Annotated in this window: 16 protein-coding genes; 11 read left to right on the top strand and 5 right to left on the bottom strand. The window is 72.1% G+C overall.

Annotated features, from left to right (window positions below; translation table 11 throughout):
- Positions 1-17: 17 nt before the first annotated feature.
- Together rpsT and O7600_RS11750 are read right to left on the bottom strand one after the other, a co-directional pair.
- Positions 18-284 carry a 30S ribosomal protein S20 gene (rpsT, locus tag O7600_RS11755; protein ID WP_091571988.1) on the bottom strand — a complete coding sequence of 89 codons (267 nt, stop codon included), beginning with the start codon at positions 282-284 and terminating at the stop codon, positions 18-20.
- 128 nt (positions 285-412) lie between these two features.
- Complete coding sequence (locus O7600_RS11750) at positions 413-1399, bottom strand: phosphotransferase (protein ID WP_281593620.1); 987 nt, start codon at positions 1397-1399, stop codon at positions 413-415.
- A 73-nt stretch (positions 1400-1472) separates the two neighbouring features.
- On the opposite strand from O7600_RS11750, the gene O7600_RS11745 reads away from it, so the two are divergent.
- The 8 genes from O7600_RS11745 (at position 1473) to O7600_RS11710 (ending at position 9027) form a co-directional block, all read left to right on the top strand.
- A complete protein-coding gene (locus O7600_RS11745) occupies positions 1473-2009 on the top strand; it encodes a DUF4240 domain-containing protein (RefSeq protein WP_281593619.1) in 537 nt (178 codons plus the stop codon).
- Between the two features lie 95 nt (positions 2010-2104).
- The gene (gene lepA / locus O7600_RS11740; protein WP_281593617.1) at positions 2105-3982 is read left to right on the top strand and encodes a translation elongation factor 4; all 1878 of its coding nucleotides are present in this window, start codon (positions 2105-2107) and stop codon (positions 3980-3982) included.
- 232 nt (positions 3983-4214) lie between these two features.
- Positions 4215-4499: a GlsB/YeaQ/YmgE family stress response membrane protein gene (locus O7600_RS11735; RefSeq protein WP_091572003.1), complete on the top strand. Its 285-nt coding sequence runs from the start codon at positions 4215-4217 to the stop codon at positions 4497-4499.
- A 261-nt stretch (positions 4500-4760) separates the two neighbouring features.
- Complete coding sequence (locus O7600_RS11730; RefSeq protein ID WP_281593616.1) at positions 4761-5045, top strand: GlsB/YeaQ/YmgE family stress response membrane protein; 285 nt, start codon at positions 4761-4763, stop codon at positions 5043-5045.
- A gap of 224 nt (positions 5046-5269) precedes the next feature.
- Positions 5270-6562, top strand: coding sequence for a sugar ABC transporter substrate-binding protein (locus O7600_RS11725; RefSeq protein ID WP_281593615.1), 1293 nt, complete (start codon positions 5270-5272; stop codon positions 6560-6562).
- Positions 6559-7548 carry a sugar ABC transporter permease gene (locus tag O7600_RS11720; RefSeq protein ID WP_281593614.1) on the top strand — a complete coding sequence of 330 codons (990 nt, stop codon included), beginning with the start codon at positions 6559-6561 and terminating at the stop codon, positions 7546-7548. Before O7600_RS11725 ends, O7600_RS11720 begins: the two co-directional genes overlap by 4 nt.
- Complete coding sequence (locus tag O7600_RS11715; protein ID WP_091572020.1) at positions 7545-8375, top strand: carbohydrate ABC transporter permease; 831 nt, start codon at positions 7545-7547, stop codon at positions 8373-8375. Before O7600_RS11720 ends, O7600_RS11715 begins: the two co-directional genes overlap by 4 nt.
- 16 nt (positions 8376-8391) lie before the next feature.
- Positions 8392-9027 carry an MOSC domain-containing protein gene (locus tag O7600_RS11710; protein WP_281593613.1) on the top strand — a complete coding sequence of 212 codons (636 nt, stop codon included), beginning with the start codon at positions 8392-8394 and terminating at the stop codon, positions 9025-9027.
- 15 nt (positions 9028-9042) lie between these two features.
- Here O7600_RS11710 and O7600_RS11705 read toward each other — a convergent pair whose 3' ends face one another.
- Together O7600_RS11705 and O7600_RS11700 are read right to left on the bottom strand one after the other, a co-directional pair.
- Entirely contained in the window at positions 9043-9903 is an 861-nt protein-coding gene (locus tag O7600_RS11705; RefSeq protein WP_281593612.1) for a hypothetical protein, read from the bottom strand.
- 135 nt (positions 9904-10038) lie between these two features.
- Complete coding sequence (locus O7600_RS11700) at positions 10039-10824, bottom strand: enoyl-CoA hydratase-related protein (RefSeq protein ID WP_281593611.1); 786 nt, start codon at positions 10822-10824, stop codon at positions 10039-10041.
- Between the two features lie 19 nt (positions 10825-10843).
- On the opposite strand from O7600_RS11700, the gene hemW reads away from it, so the two are divergent.
- Positions 10844-12067 carry a radical SAM family heme chaperone HemW gene (gene hemW, locus O7600_RS11695; RefSeq protein WP_281593610.1) on the top strand — a complete coding sequence of 408 codons (1224 nt, stop codon included), beginning with the start codon at positions 10844-10846 and terminating at the stop codon, positions 12065-12067.
- Between the two features lie 43 nt (positions 12068-12110).
- Here the strand turns inward: hemW and O7600_RS11690 are convergent, their stop codons facing one another.
- Positions 12111-12761: a DUF4870 domain-containing protein gene (locus O7600_RS11690; RefSeq protein ID WP_281593609.1), complete on the bottom strand. Its 651-nt coding sequence runs from the start codon at positions 12759-12761 to the stop codon at positions 12111-12113.
- A 176-nt stretch (positions 12762-12937) separates the two neighbouring features.
- On the opposite strand from O7600_RS11690, the gene hrcA reads away from it, so the two are divergent.
- Together hrcA and dnaJ are read left to right on the top strand one after the other, a co-directional pair.
- A complete protein-coding gene (gene hrcA / locus O7600_RS11685) occupies positions 12938-13960 on the top strand; it encodes a heat-inducible transcriptional repressor HrcA (RefSeq protein ID WP_098746941.1) in 1023 nt (340 codons plus the stop codon).
- A 73-nt stretch (positions 13961-14033) separates the two neighbouring features.
- A complete protein-coding gene (gene dnaJ, locus O7600_RS11680; RefSeq protein ID WP_172968077.1) occupies positions 14034-15179 on the top strand; it encodes a molecular chaperone DnaJ in 1146 nt (381 codons plus the stop codon).
- Position 15180: the final 1 nt, after the last annotated feature.

The following is a 15180-nucleotide window of genomic DNA, read 5'->3' as shown; positions in this document are numbered from 1 at the left end:
CGGGTCTACGGCGTTGGTCAGGCCGAGAACGACGCGACGCGCTTGGCGATCGCCGACTTCCGGTTGGCCGCCTGGTTGGCGTGGATGACGCCCTTGCTGGCGGCCTTGTCCAGCTTCCGGGTGGCCTCGCGCATGAGAACGCTGGCCTTCTCGGTGTCGCCGGCCTCGGCAGCCTCGTTGAACTTCCGGATGGCGGTCTTCAGCGACGACTTGACCGACTTGTTACGCAGCCGGCGCTTCTCGTTCTGCCGGTTGCGCTTGATCTGGGACTTGATGTTCGCCACGCGACAGCCTCGTCTTGATAGCTCGGGTTGGTCTGCATTCGCGCACGACGAGCATGCGTCATCGCCGCGCGAATGGCCAGGCTACCAGGTCGGTCCCGGACGAGCCAAAACGCCTCCGGCGGCCCGCCTCACGCGCGGGCCCAGCCCTGGCGGGCCGCCAGCCAGCCGAGCGCCTGCTCGCCGCTCCACAGCTGGTGGACCCGCAGGTGGGGGGAGGCCGTCGACGGTCCGGCGGCGGCGCCGGTGAGGAAGTAGCCGGCGAGCGCGGCGAGGCTCACGTCCAGCGCGTCGACGGGAGCGCCGGCGGTGGCCGGGTGGCGGGCGAAGGCGGCGTCCGCGTCGAGGCCGCTGGCGTACGCGGTGAGCAGCAGGCCGGCCAGGTCGAACCAGGCGGGCCCGTGGCAGAGCCAGGTCCAGTCGCACAGCCAGGCGCGGCCGGCGGGGTCGAGCAGGAGGTTGTCCACCCGCACGTCACCGTGGGCCAGCCCGGGGGCGGCGTCGGCGTAGCCGGGCAGGCGGGACTCCAGCGCGACCAGCTCGGCCAGCGGGGCCCCGGCCGCCCCGTCGGGCAGCGGTTCGCGGCCGGCGGCCACCTCGCCCCACCAGAGGATGTCGTCCCGGGCCAGGTCGGCGAGGCGGGGCAGCCCGAGCGCGGCGAGGTCCCCGGGCGGGTCGGCGAGCGCGGCGGCCACCTCGGCGTACGTGGTGAGGGCGGCGTCCAGCTCGGCCGGGTCCCAGGGCAGCCGGGGGACGCGCCCGTCGATCGCGTCGAGGGCCAGGGCGTACCAGCCGGCCGCGGTCAGCGCCCAGCGTGGCCGGGGCACCGGCAGGCCGGCGGGGAGCCGGGCCAGGACCGCGGCCTCGTGGGCGTACCAGTCGACCAGGTGCCGCTGCCCGTCCAGCGCCGCCGCCTTGACGAACACCGGGTCGCCGCCGGGGCCGGTCAGCACGGCGGCGAAGCCGCGGGTGAAGCCGCCGCCGGCCACCCGGACCGCCGCCGGCGGGCCGCCGAGCCGGGCGGCCAACGCGTCGCGCAGCCCCGGCGGCAGGTCGACCCAGTCGGGCCGCTCGGCCGTGGCCCCGTAGGCGACGGGGGGTAGCGAGATCGCACGCACCGCACCATGCTGCCGCACCGACGGCGCCCGGTGTGGGCCGCGGCGTCGGTGGGCTCTGCCAGACTGCCTGACCATGAGGACCGACGAGTTCTGGCAGTTGATCGACGACGCCCGGAGCGGGGCCGGGGGAGAGCCCGACGCGGTCGCCGCCCGGGCGGTCGCGCTGCTGGCCGAGCGCGACCCGGAGGAGATCGTCGGGTACGCCCACCACCAGCGGCGGGTGCTGGCCGCCTCCTACCGGGTCGACCTCTGGGGCGCGGCCTACCTGATCAACGGCGGCGCGTCGGACGACGGCTTCGAACACTTCCGGGGCTGGTTGATGACCCAGGGCCGGGCGGTCTTCGCCCGGGCGGTCGCCGAACCGGATTCGCTGGCCGAGTTGCCCCGGGTGCGGTCGGCCGCGCTCAGCGGCGAGGAGTTCGAGTGCGAGCCGATGCTGGCGGTGCCGTGGGAGGCCCACCGGAAGGCCACGGCGAGCGAGTTGCCGGCCGACCGCGACCCGGTGCCGGAGCCCGACCTGAACGACTTTTGGGACTTCGACGACGAGGAGGAGGCCCGACGTCGGTTGCCGAGGCTCGCCGCGCTCTTCGTCGAGCCGCCCCAGGAGTGACGGGGGAGCCCGGGCGAGCGCCGGGCGACGTGGGAGCATAGAGGGGGCCGGCGACGCGCCGGCCCGCTCACGTCAGCCGACCAGAACGGACCGCTGTGCCACCGACGCTCGATCCCGGCGCGAACGCTCCTGGTGCCACCGACCCGGCGCGCATCCGGAACTTCTGCATCATCGCCCACATCGACCACGGGAAGTCGACCCTGGCCGACCGGATGCTGCAGCTCACCGGCGTGGTCGATCCCCGGCAGATGCGCGCGCAGTACCTGGACCGGATGGACATCGAGCGCGAGCGCGGCATCACCATCAAGAGCCAGGCCGTCCGGATGCCGTGGACGATCCGGGAGGGCGACCGGACCGGCGAGACCGCCGTGCTCAACATGATCGACACCCCCGGCCACGTCGACTTCACCTACGAGGTGTCCCGCTCGCTGGCCGCCTGCGAGGGCGCGATCCTGCTGGTCGACGCCGCGCAGGGCATCGAGGCGCAGACGCTGGCCAACCTCTACCTGGCGCTCGAGAACGACCTGCGCATCATCCCCGTGCTCAACAAGATCGACCTGCCGGCCGCCCAGCCGGAGAAGTACGCCGAGGAGTTGGCCCACCTGATCGGCGGAGACCCGGCGGACTGCATCCGGGTCTCCGGCAAGACCGGTGAGGGCGTGCCCTACCTGCTCGACGAGATCGTCCGGCAGTTCGTGCCGCCGGTCGGCGCGGCCGAGGCCCCGGCCCGCGCGATGATCTTCGACTCGGTGTACGACGTCTACCGCGGCGTGGTCACCTACGTCCGGGTGGTCGACGGCCGGATCTCGGCGCGGGACCGGATCAAGATGATGTCCACCGGCGCCGTCCACGAGCTGCTGGAGATCGGCGTCATCTCGCCGGAGATGGTGAAGGCCGACGCGCTCGGCGTCGGCGAGGTGGGCTACCTGATCACCGGTGTGAAGGACGTCCGCCAGTCCCGGGTCGGTGACACGGTCACCATCAACGGCAACCCGGCCAAGGAGGCACTCGGGGGCTACAAGGACCCGAAGCCGATGGTCTACTCGGGTCTCTATCCGATCGACGGCTCCGACTACCCGAACCTGCGGGAGGCGTTGGACAAGCTCAAGCTCAACGACGCCGCGTTGGTCTACGAGCCGGAGACGTCCGGGGCGCTCGGCTTCGGTTTCCGCTGCGGCTTCCTCGGCCTGCTCCACCTGGAGATCATCCGGGAGCGGCTGGAGCGGGAGTTCAACCTGGATCTGATCTCCACCGCGCCGAACGTGGTCTACCGGGCCCTCACCGAGGACGGCCAGGAGATCGTGGTGACCAACCCGAGCGAGTACCCGACCGGGAAGATCGCCGAGGTGTACGAGCCGACGGTGCGGGCCACCGTGCTGACGCCCAACGACTACGTCGGCGCCGTGATGGAGCTGTGCCAGGGCCGGCGGGGCAACCTGCTCGGCATGGACTACCTCTCCGCCGACCGGGTGGAGCTGCGCTACACCCTGCCGCTGGCCGAGATCATCTACGACTTCTTCGACCAGCTCAAGAGCCGCACCAAGGGCTACGCCTCGCTCGACTACGAGACCTCCGGCGAGCAGGCCTCCGACCTGGTCAAGGTCGACATCCTGCTGCACGGCGAGCCGGTGGACGCGTTCAGCGCGATCGTGCACAAGGACAAGGCGTACAACTACGGCACCACGATCGCGGCGAAGCTGCGTTCGCTGATCCCGCGCCAGCAGTTCGAGGTGCCGATCCAGGCGGCCATCGGCAGTCGGGTGATCGCCCGGGAGACGATCCGCGCGATCCGCAAGGACGTGCTCGCCAAGTGCTACGGCGGTGACATCAGCCGTAAGCGCAAGCTGCTGGAGAAGCAGAAGGAGGGCAAGAAGCGGATGAAGATGGTGGGCCGGGTGGAGGTCCCCCAGGAGGCGTTCATCGCCGCGCTCTCGTCCGACTCCGGTGACGCCAAGCCCGCCGGCAAGAAGTAGCCGCAGAGCCGTACCGCCGGCCGGTGTCCTCGTCCGAGGGCACCGGCCGGTGCGCGTACTCAGGAAATTTTCAGCTGCGGACGGCGCTCCTACCTGCGGTTTCGGGTCTCGGTGGCGGTCGGAGGGGCTCGGACGGCGCGGAGGTCGGTTTCGGTTTTCGGCGGGTCGGGAACTTAGCGGTCACGACAGGAACCGCACAGAACGTGCGAAACCGCTTATAGGAGGACCGACCGTGGAGTTCACCGTCTGGGGCATCATCACCGCGCTGATCGTCGGCCTGATCGTCGGCGCGCTGGGCCGACTGGTCGTGCCGGGTCGTCAGAACATGCCGATGTGGCTGCACATGCTGATCGGCGTCGGCGCCGCGCTGCTGGGCACGATCGTCGCCCGGGCCTCCGGCTTCGCCGAGACCGCCGGCATCGACTGGCGCGAGCTGCTGCTGCAGGTGCTCTTCGCCGCCATCGCGGTCGCGCTGGTGGCCGGCGTCGGTCGTCGGCGGGGCGTCACCCACCACTGATCGCGCACCCCTGCGCCTCGACGGGCGCCCGGCCTCACCGGCCGGGCGCCCGTCGGCGTTTGCGCATCGAGTCCCGTCGGTTCCCTGGCGCTGTCTCCGGGAGCCGTCGGGCTGGGGTTTTGGGGGAGAAACCCCAGCTCAGTGTCCGTCCGAACAATTCGTCACCGAAGTCGGTTTGGATTTTTGGCGGGTCGGGAACCTATCGATCACGACAGTGAACACACGACATCGTGTGACTTGATCCGAAGGAGGAGGGCGACCATGGAGCTCACCGTTTGGGGCATCATCACCGCGCTGGTCGTTGGTCTGATCGTCGGCGCGCTGGGCCGGCTGGTCGTGCCGGGCCGGCAGAACATGCCGATGTGGCTGCACATGCTGATCGGCGTCGGCGCCGCGCTGCTGGGCACGATCGTCGCCCGCGCCTCCGGCTTCGCCGAGACCGCCGGCATCGACTGGCGCGAGCTGATGCTGCAGGTGCTCTTCGCCGCCATCGCCGTGGCCCTGGTGGCCGGCGTCGGCCGTCGGCGTGGCGTCTCGCGCTACTGACCCCGCACCACAGCGCCTCGACGGGCGCCCGGCCTCACCGGCCGGGCGCCCGTCCGCGTACGCCCCCTCTGAGCTGCCCGGACGGCACCCCTGCCGGCCGGGCCTCCGGCTGCGATACGGTCGCCTCGGCCGCCCGCCGCGAACACCCCCTGTTGTAAAGGAAATTTTCCTACTAAGGTGCGGCGGAGAAGGTTAGTGCCAAACGGCCCTGAGGGAGATATGGCGTGAACAGGTGGAAGCGGCTGGCTCCGGTCACCGCCATCGTGGCGTCGGCCGCGCTGGTGCTGACCGGTTGCGGTGGCTCCGGCGACGACGACAAGGCCGCCGACAACAGCAAACTGACGGTCTGGATGATGGGTGAGGGCGGGGACGCCCAGACCGCGTTCCTCGACACGGTCGAGACGGAGTTCAAGAAGAAGCACCCCGAGACCGACGTGGTGGTGCAGTACATCCCCTGGCTCGAGGCGCCGAAGAAGTTCCAGGCCGCGCTCGCCGGTGGCGAGGGCCCCGACGTCACCGAGTTGGGTAACACCGAGACCCAGGGTTGGGCGGCGCAGGAGGCGCTCGCCGACGTCACGGACAAGTTCAACGGCTGGTCCGAGGGCAAGGACATCCTGCCCGACCTGGTGAAGAACGCCCAGCTCGACGGCAAGCAGTACGGCGTCCCGTGGTACGCCGGCGTGCGCGCCGTCTACTACCGCACCGACTGGTTCGCCGAGGCCGGCGTGAAGCCGCCGACGAACTGGGACGAGATGGTCGCCGCCGCCAAGGCCGTCCAGGCCAAGAAGCCCGGCACCTACGGCATCGCCCTGCCGGGCAACTCCGAGCTGCCGTTCTACTCCTTCCTGTGGGGCGCCGGCGGCGAGATCGCCACCAAGGAGGGCGACACCTGGAAGTCCGGCTACAACACCCCCGAGGCGCAGAAGGCGGTCAAGTTCTGGACCGACCTGGTGACCGTGCACAAGGTCGCCCCGCCGGCCGCCGCCGGCTGGAACGAGGTCGACGCCCGGACCCAGTTCGCCACCGGCAAGGCCGCCATGGCGTTCGCCGGTAGCTGGCAGGGCGGCGCGATGAAGAAGGACAACCCCGACATCGAGAAGGTGTGGGGCACGTTCCCGATCCCCGGCCCGGACGGCAAGGCCGCCCCGGCGTTCGCCGGCGGATCCGACATCGCGGTCTGGAAGGACAGCGAGCGGCAGGCGCTGGCCTGGGACTACATGACCGTGCTGCTGAGCAAGCAGAAGGACCAGGAGTTCGCCAGCAGCCTCGGCTTCTTCCCGGTCTACAAGGACCTGGTCAGCGGCGGCAACTACGCCGACGACAAGGTGATGGCCGCGTTCGCCACCGCCATCCAGAACACCAAGCTGACCCCGCTCACCCCCAAGTGGGTCGAGGTCAGCCGGACCAAGACGGTGACCCAGGCGATGAACAGCTCGGTCATCAAGGGCCAGAAGACGGTCGAGAAGGCAACCGCCGACGCGGCCACCGAGATGGAAAGCATCCTCAACGCCAAGTGACCACGCTGACCGAGGCCACCGACGAGGCCGCCGCGCGGGAGACCCCCGCGCGGCGGCCCCGCCGAAAGGTGGACCGCCTCCCGTACCTGCTGCTCCTGCCCTGCCTGGCGATCATCGCCGTGCTCCTGCTCTGGCCGCTCGGCCAGGTCGTGATGATGTCCTTCTACAAGTTGGACAGCGTCCGGCAGCTCCGGGGGGACCGCGAGTGGCCGTGGGTCGGCCTGGCCAACTACGCGCAGATCCTCGGCGACCCGTTCTTCCGCACGGTGTTGCGCAACACCGTGCTGTTCGCGGTCGCCAACGTGGCCCTGACCATGGTGCTGGGCACCCTGGTCGGGCTGCTGCTCAACCGGCTGGGCAAGAAGATGGCCACGTTCGTGGCGAGCTGCGTGATGCTCGCCTGGGCCACCCCGGCGCTCACCGGCACGATCGTCTGGAAGTGGATCTTCGACGACACGAGCGGCCTGGTCACCTGGCTGTTCAACAAGCTCCCGGACGGGCTCTCCACGACGCTGTTCGGGCGCAGCGACTGGACCGGCTACGGCTGGTTCAACGACCCGCTGATGTTCTTCGGCATCCTGACGCTGGTGGTGGTCTGGCACTCGTTCCCGTTCATCGCGGTGAGCGTGCTGGCCGGGCTCAAGAGCGTGCCGACCGAGTTGCAGGAGGCGGCCCGGGTCGACGGCGCGGGACCGTGGAAGGTCTTCTGGTCGGTCACGTTCCCGATGTTGCGGCCGGTCTTCGGCATCCTCGTGGTGCTCTCCACGATCTGGGACTTCAAGGTCTTCACCCAGCAGTTCGTGCTGGCCGGCGGCACGCAGGACCGGTCGACGTTCATGCTGTCGATCTACTCGTACGCGGAGGCGTTCTCGCCGCCGCCCAAGTACGGCCTCGGCTCGGCCATCGCCGTCATCCTCACCGTGATCCTGCTCGTGGTGACCGCCCTGTACGTCCGCATGGTGCTCAAGCAGGAGGACGAGTCGTGAAGAAGATCGCCCTCAACGGGGCCGGCCTGCTGGTCGCGCTCTTCGCCGCGTTCCCGGTCTACTGGATGGTGGCGACCTCGCTGAAGCCCAACCGGGAGATCTTCTCGTCCACGCCGCGCCCGGTGCCGGCGGAGCCGACGCTGGAGCACTACCGGGAGATCCTCACCGGCAACCTCATCCCCGGCGTGACGTTCGTCGACTTCTTCCTCAACAGCGTGCTGGTCGCGGTGGCCACCGTGTTGCTGAGCGGGCTGGTCGCGCTGCTCGCCGCGACCGCGGTGGCCCGGTTCCGGTTCAAGCTGCGCACCAGCTTCCTGATCCTGCTCCTGGTGGTGCAGATGATCCCGCTGGAGGCGTTGGTCATCCCGCTGTTCCTGATGATCCAGCGGCTCGGCCTCTACAACACGCTGCCCAGCCTGATCCTCACCTACCTCGGCTTCTCGCTGCCGTTCGCGGTCTGGATGCTGCGCGGCTTCGTCGCCGCGGTGCCCAAGGAACTGGAGGAGGCCGCCGCGATCGACGGGGCCAGCCGGGCCCAGACGTTCCGCAAGGTGCTCTTCCCGCTGGTCGCACCCGGCCTGGTGGCGACCAGCATCTTCTCCTTCATCACCGCGTGGAACGAGCTGATCTTCGCGCTGACCTTCATCAACGACCAGGAGAAGTACACCCTGCCGGTGGCGATGACGTTCTTCTTCGGCCGGGACGACACGGCCTGGGGCTCGGTCATGGCCGCGTCCACGCTGTTCACCCTGCCGGTGATCGTCTTCTTCCTGCTGGTCCAGCGTCGGATGGTCTCCGGCCTGGTCGCGGGTGCGGTCAAGGGCTGAGCCTAGGCTGATCACCATGACGGGCAGGCTGGTTGCGGTGAACCTCGGCACGGTCACCGAGGCGGAGTGGGCGGGCGACGCGAGCGGTCGCAGCGGCATCGACAAGCGTCCGGTCGAGGGCCGGGTGCCGGTCACGTTCGCCGGGCTGACCGGCGACTTCATCGGCGAGCCGGCCCACCACGGCGGCCCCGACCAGGCGGTCTACGCGTACGCCGAGGAGGACGCCGCCTGGTGGGCCGCGGAGTTGGGGCGGCAGCCCCGCCCGGGCGTTTTCGGGGAGAACCTCAGCACCTGGGCGGTGGACGTGACCGGCGCGGTCGTCGGCGAGTGTTGGGCGGTCGGCTCCGCGCTGCTCCAGGTGACCAAGCCGCGCACGCCGTGCCGGACGTTCGCCGGCTTCTGGGGCGTACCGGACCTGATCAAGCGGTTCACCCTGCGGGGCGCGCCCGGCGCCTACCTGCGGGTGCTGCGCGAGGGCGAGATCGGCGCCGGCGACCCGGTCGAGGTGGTCGACCGGCCGGCACACGGGGTGACCGTCGGCGAGGTGTTTCGCGCGACCACGCTGGAGCCGGAGCTGCTGCCCCGCCTGCTCGACGCGCCGGAACTGCCCGAGCCGCTGCGGGAGAAGGTCCGCCGCCGGCTCGCCGGCTGACCGGCGCCGACCGGATCAGGTCGCGGCGAAGACCTCGGCCAGCACCTGCGTGGCCGGGTCACCCTTCACCCGGTCCCAGGTGCCCTGCTCGGCCGTCCACTCCAGGTTCGCGAAGCGGACCCGCTTCACGCCGTGGTCGTCGGCGTGCGACACCAGCCAGTGCGCGTAGCGCCAGCCGTCGCGGTCGTCGCCGGCCGGCACCGTCAGCCCGGTGAGGTCGGTCCCCGCGGTCAGCCGGGGCAACCCCCAGTCGAGCGTGAGCCCCTCCAGCAGCGCGCTGGCGGCGGCCGGGCCGCGCATGGTGGGCGTCGAACCGACGGTGCAGGCCACCGCGCCGGTCGCCTCACCCAGCAGGGCGCGGGTCAGGACCTGCGACTCGTCCGCCCACTTCTGGTAGGCCTCGGGGTAGGCCGACCGCTGCACCCGCTGGGCGGCCTCGGTGACCCGCATCCGCTCCCAGCCCTTGACCTTCTTCAACGCGGCGTAGAACTTGTTCGCCGCGTAGCGCGGGTCCTGGATCTCCTCCGGCGTGCCCCAACCCTGGCTCGGGCGCTGCTGGAACAGGCCCAGGGAGTCCCGGTCGCCGTGCGCGATGTTGCGCAGGTGCGACTCCTGGTAGGCGGTGGCCAGCGCCACCACCACCGCCCGCTCGGGCATCCGGCGCTGCGCGCCGATGGCCGCGATGGTGGCCGCGTTCGCCATCTGGTCGGCGCCGAGCACCACCTCGCCGTCGGCCCGCACCGTGCAGGTCCGGCTGGCCACCGGCAGACGCAGGTGGTGACCGAACTGCTTGGTGACGAACCAGATCGCGAGCAGGGCCAGCACACACACCGCCACACCAGATGCCACGATCGCCGCTCGCGTCCGCACCCGCACCCCCTGTCCCGACAGTCCGACCAGCGTACGTCGGCCACCTCACATCCCGGCTCGGCCGACCGGCTGTCTCACCCCGGCGTCACCGGGTCGCCACGTACCGCGTCGGGCCCCGCCGGTGAGCCGGGCCCCCGCCCGTCAGTCTCCGGCCGGCACCCACGACGCGGGGCGCTTCTCCCGGAACGCCAGGACCCCCTCGCGCCCCTCGTCGGAGAGGAAGTACCCGGTGGAGAGCGCCGCCAACTCGGCGATCTCGGCCCGCAGATCGGTGGCGGCCGGGCGGCGCAGCAGCTCCTTCGCCCCGGCCAGGGCACGAGGCGCCCCCCTGACCAGCGAGGCACAGTACCGCTCCACGGCGGCGTCCAGCCCGTCCGCCGGCACCGCGGCGGTGACCAGGCCGACCTCGGCGGCCCGCCGGCCGTCGAAGGTGTCCCCGGTCAGGTACAACTCGGCCGCGGCCCGGGGGCTCAGCCGGGGCAGCACGGTCGCCGAGATCACCGCCGGGATCACCCCGATCCGCACCTCGGTGAACGCGAACGTCGCCTCCTGCGCGCAGACCGCCAGGTCGGCGGCCGCGATCAGGCCCAGCCCGCCGGCCCGGGCCGGCCCGGCGACCCTGGCCAGCACCGGCTTCGGGCACTCCCGCACGGCGACCAGCACGTCGCCGAGCATCCCGGCGGGCACGGTCCCGCTCGCGTACGCGGCGGCGGTCTCCTTCAGGTCGGCGCCGGAGCAGAAGACCGGACCGGTGTGGTCCAGCACGATCGCCCGGACCGTGTCGTCGGCGACCGCGGCGGCCAGCCCGGCCAGCAGCTCGGTCATCAGCGCCGTGGAGAGCGCGTTGCGGTTGTGCGGGCTGTCCAGGGTGAGGGTGGTCACCCCACGGGCCGTGGCGACCCGCACGAGAGCGTCCGGAGAGGTCATGCCGGGCACACTAGTGGCCATGCCCGGCGTCCTTCCAGAAGGCGAACCCGTCCCGCGCGACGGCTCGCTGCCCGCCACCGCCACTCGCGCCGTCGGCGCGCGCGGCTTCGGCGTGTACGTGCACGTCCCGTTCTGCGCCAGCCGGTGCGGCTACTGCGACTTCAACACGTACACCGCGTCGGAGCTGGGCGGCGGGGCGAGCCGGGAGACGTACGCCGACAGCGTGCTGGCCGAGCTGGCGCTCGCCGCCCGGGTGCTCGGCGACACGCCGCCGCCGCGGGTCGACACCGTCTTCGTCGGCGGCGGCACGCCCACCCTGCTGCCCGCCGACGACCTGGCCCGGATCCTCGACGGCATCGACCGCACCTGGGGGCTGGCCGCCGACGCCGAGGTGACCACCGAGGCCAACCCCGAGTCGGTCACTCCGGAGTCGCTCACGACGCTGCGGGCCGCCGGTTACACCCGCATCTCGCTGGGCATGCAGTCCGCCGCGCCGGGGGTGCTGGCGGTGCTCGACCGCCGGCACAGCGCCGGCCGGGCCACCGCCGCCGCCCGGGAGGCGCGCGACGCCGGATTCGACCACGTCAACCTGGACCTGATCTACGGCACGCCGGGGGAGACGGCCGAGGACTTCGCCGCCTCGCTGGCGCAGGTGGTCGAGGCGGGGGTGGACCACGTCAGCGCGTACGCCCTGATCGTGGAGGACGGCACCCGGCTGGCCGCGCGGATGCGCCGGGGCGAGCTGCCGTACCCCTCCGACGACGTGGCGGCGGACCGCTACCTGGCCGCGGAGGAGGCGCTCGGCGCGGCCGGCTTCTCCTGGTACGAGGTGTCCAACTGGGCCCGCTCGGCGGCGGCGGCGTGCCGGCACAACCTGCTCTACTGGACCGGCGCCGACTGGTGGGGCCTCGGCCCGGGGGCGCACAGCCACGTCGGCGGGGTGCGCTGGTGGAACGTCAAGCACCCGAGCGCGTACGCGGCGCGGCTGGCCGAGGGCGCGTCACCGGCGCTGGCCCGGGAACGGCTGACGTCCGACGAGCAGCACATGGAGGACGTGATGCTGCGGGTGCGGCTCGCCTCCGGGCTGCCGCTGGACGTGCTCGACGAGGCCGGCCGGGCCGGCGCCGAACAGGCCCGGGACGCGGGGCTGCTGGACGCCGGGGCGTACGCGCGGGGCCTGGCGGTGCTGACCCTGCGCGGCCGGCTGCTGGCCGACGCGGTGGTCCGCGACCTGCTGCCCTGACCGGCGCCGGCCGGCCCCGTCACCCGGGACCGGCCGGAGCGGGTCACTTGATCAGGCTGGCCGACATCGGGTAGCGGTAGAGCTGGCCCTCGTTGGCCTTCACCCCGGCCAGGATGCCGAAGACGATGCCGACGATCATGGCGCCGAAGCCGATCACCAGGCCGATCAGGATGCAGGTCAGGATCCAGCCGATCAGCGCGATGACCGACCAGATGAGCTGGAAGTTGAGCGCGGCGATCGCGTGCGCCCGGACGGTGGGGGACTGGTTGCCCCGGGCCAGCAGCGCCACCAGCGGCGCGATCCAGCCCAGCACGCCGCCACCGATCAGCATCCCGGCGGCGCCGCCGAAGTGCGCGACCAGGGCCCAGGTCTTGTCGTCGTTGTTGGCGTAGCCGGCCGGTGGGCCGTACCCGCCGCCACCGGGGTAGCCGGCGCCGTAGCCCGGCGTGCCGCCGCCCGGCGGGGGATAGCCGTCCGGCGGGGGATAGCCACCCGGCGGCGGGTAGCCGCCGCCCGACGGGGGTTGGCCGCCCGGGGGCGGATAGTCACCGGGCGGGGGATAGCCGCCCGCCGCCGGTGCCCCGGACAGTGGTGCGGTGGGCGGCTCACCGGCGGGCGAGGAGCCGTAGGGCGCGGTCGGGTCGGGCTGGGGGCCGGGGTCCCCCGCTCCGGGAGGGCGAGGAGGTTCAGTCATGCACGTCACGGTAGGTCCCGCCGGCAAGTGGCACCAGGGCTGTTCGGCCCCGGCGCGCCGACGGAGCGTGGTGGGGCGCACCGGAGGTCCGTCGCTGATCATCGCGTCGGCGGGGGTGCCGACGTAGACTGGCACTCGCTACAGTCGAGTGCCAGCCGCGTCAGGAGGTGGGGGACATGGGTCTCGACGACCGCAAGCTCGCCGTGCTGCGCGCGATCGTCGAGGACTACGTCGCCACGCAGGAGCCGGTGGGCAGCAAGGCCCTGGTCGAGCGGCACCAGCTCGGCGTCTCGCCGGCGACCGTGCGCAACGACATGGCGGTGCTGGAGGAGGAGGGCTACATCCGGCAGCCGCACACCAGCGCCGGCCGGGTGCCCACCGACCGTGGCTACCGTCTCTTCGTCGACCGGCTGTCCCGGGTCAAGCCGCTCAGCCCGGCCGAGCGCCGGGCGATCGAGCGCTTCCTGGTCGGCGCCGTCGACCTCGACGACGTGGTGCACCGCACGGTCCGGCTGCTCGCGCAGCTGACCCGGCAGGTCGCCGTGGTGCAGTACCCGAGCCTGGCCCGCTCCAAGGTGCGCCACCTGGAGCTGGTGCCGATCTCCACCACCCGGCTGATGGTCGTCATGATCGCCGACACCGGGCGGGTCGAGCAGCGGTTGGTCGAGCTGCCCGCCCCGGTGCCCGCCGACGACGTCACCGCCTTGCGCCGGCTGGTCAACGAGAAGCTGGTCGGCTGCCAACTGGCCGAGACGCCGCCGCTGGTGCAGGCGCTGGTCGAGGAGTCCGCGCCCCAGCTGCGCCCGGCCATGACCACGCTCTCCACCGTGCTGCTGGAGACGCTCGTGGAACGGCACGAGGAGCGCATCGCGCTGGCCGGCACGGCCAACCTCACCCGGGGTGGCCTGCTCGACTTCCAGGGCTCGCTGCGCCCCATCCTGGAGGCGCTCGAGGAGGAGGTCGTGCTGCTCAAGCTGATCGGCGAGACGGAGCCGAGCACCACCCGGGTGCTCATCGGCGACGAGAACGAGATCGACAACCTGCGGGCCGCCTCGGTGGTCAGCACCGGCTACGGCCCGGGTGCCACGATCGTGGGTGGGCTCGGCGTGCTCGGGCCGACCCGGATGGACTACCCCGGCACCATCGCCACGGTGAGGGCCGTGGCACGCTACGTGGGCGAACTGCTGGCCCAGAACTGACCAGTCAGGGCCGACGGCCGGCCTCGGCCGACGACCGGCGTGACGCGAGACGAACATGAGGACACCGAACGCAGTGGCCAGGGACTACTACGGCATTCTCGGCGTGAGCCGGGACGCCTCCGACGACGAGATCAAGCGCGCCTACCGCAAGCTGGCGCGGCAGTACCACCCGGACGTGAATCCGGACCCGGAGGCACAGGAGAAGTTCAAGGACATCAACGCCGCGTACGAGGTCCTCTCGGACGACCGGAAACGGCAGATCGTCGACCTGGGTGGCGACCCGCTCGCCCCGGGCGGCGGGGGCGCCGGCGGTCCGGGTGGTCCCGGTGGCGCCGGCCCGTTCGTCGGCTTCCAGGACATCATGGACGCGTTCTTCGGCGGCGCGGCGGGCGGCAGCCGGGGTCCCCGGCCGCGCACCCGTCCGGGCGCGGACGCGATCCTGCGGCTGGAGCTCGACCTCAACGAGACCGCGTTCGGCGTCGAGGCGCCGATCACCGTCGACACCGCCGTGCTCTGCACCACCTGCTCGGGCGCCGGCACCGCCGCCGGCACCCACCTGGCCACCTGCGAGGCGTGCGGCGGTCGGGGCGAGGTCCAGTCGGTGCAGCGCACGTTCCTCGGCCAGGTGGTCTCCGCCCGGCCGTGCACCGTCTGCCAGGGCTACGGCACCACGATCCCGCACCCCTGCCCGACCTGCGCCGGCGACGGCCGGGTTCGCACCCGCCGCTCGCTGACCGTCAAGATCCCGGCCGGCGTCGAGGACGGCATGCGGATCCGCCTGGCCCAGCAGGGCGAGGTCGGTCCGGGCGGCGGCACCGCCGGCGACCTCTACGTCGAGATCCACGAGCGGCCGCACGACGTCTACTCCCGCAAGGGCGACGACCTGCACTGCCGGGTCACCGTGCCGATGACCGCCGCCGCGCTCGGCACCCGGTTGACCATCAAGACGCTCGACAGCGAGGAGACCGTCGACGTCAAGGCGGGCACCCAGCCCGGCAGCACCCTGCGCCTGCGCGCCCGGGGCGTGCCGCACCTGCGCGGCACCGGTCGTGGCGACCTCTACGTCCACCTGGACGTGCGGACCCCGACCAAGCTCGACGCCGACCAGGAGCGGATGCTGCGCGACTTCGCCAAGACCCGGGGCGAGGAGGTCGCCGAGCTGACCAAGCAGGGCGGCTTCTTCTCCCGGATGCGCGACGCCTTCAACGGGCACGCCTGAG

Source organism: Micromonospora sp. WMMA1998 (genome assembly GCF_027497375.1).
In the GTDB taxonomy this organism is placed as follows: domain Bacteria; phylum Actinomycetota; class Actinomycetes; order Mycobacteriales; family Micromonosporaceae; genus Micromonospora; species Micromonospora sediminicola.
Note: the sequence above shows the minus strand (reverse complement) of the source record. Positions and strands in the feature narration are given on the sequence as shown.

Excerpts from the sequence above, each read along its gene's own strand:
- O7600_RS11745 (WP_281593619.1), top strand. The coding sequence starts at position 1,473 with ATGAGGACCGACGAGTTCTGGCAGTTGATCGACGACGCCCGGAGCGGG.
- O7600_RS11730 (WP_281593616.1), top strand. The coding sequence starts at position 4,761 with ATGGAGCTCACCGTTTGGGGCATCATCACCGCGCTGGTCGTTGGTCTG.
- O7600_RS11710 (WP_281593613.1), top strand. The coding sequence starts at position 8,392 with ATGACGGGCAGGCTGGTTGCGGTGAACCTCGGCACGGTCACCGAGGCG.
- O7600_RS11700 (WP_281593611.1), bottom strand. The coding sequence starts at position 10,824 with ATGACCTCTCCGGACGCTCTCGTGCGGGTCGCCACGGCCCGTGGGGTG.
- hemW (WP_281593610.1), top strand. The coding sequence starts at position 10,844 with ATGCCCGGCGTCCTTCCAGAAGGCGAACCCGTCCCGCGCGACGGCTCG.
- O7600_RS11690 (WP_281593609.1), bottom strand. The coding sequence starts at position 12,761 with ATGACTGAACCTCCTCGCCCTCCCGGAGCGGGGGACCCCGGCCCCCAG.
- hrcA (WP_098746941.1), top strand. The coding sequence starts at position 12,938 with ATGGGTCTCGACGACCGCAAGCTCGCCGTGCTGCGCGCGATCGTCGAG.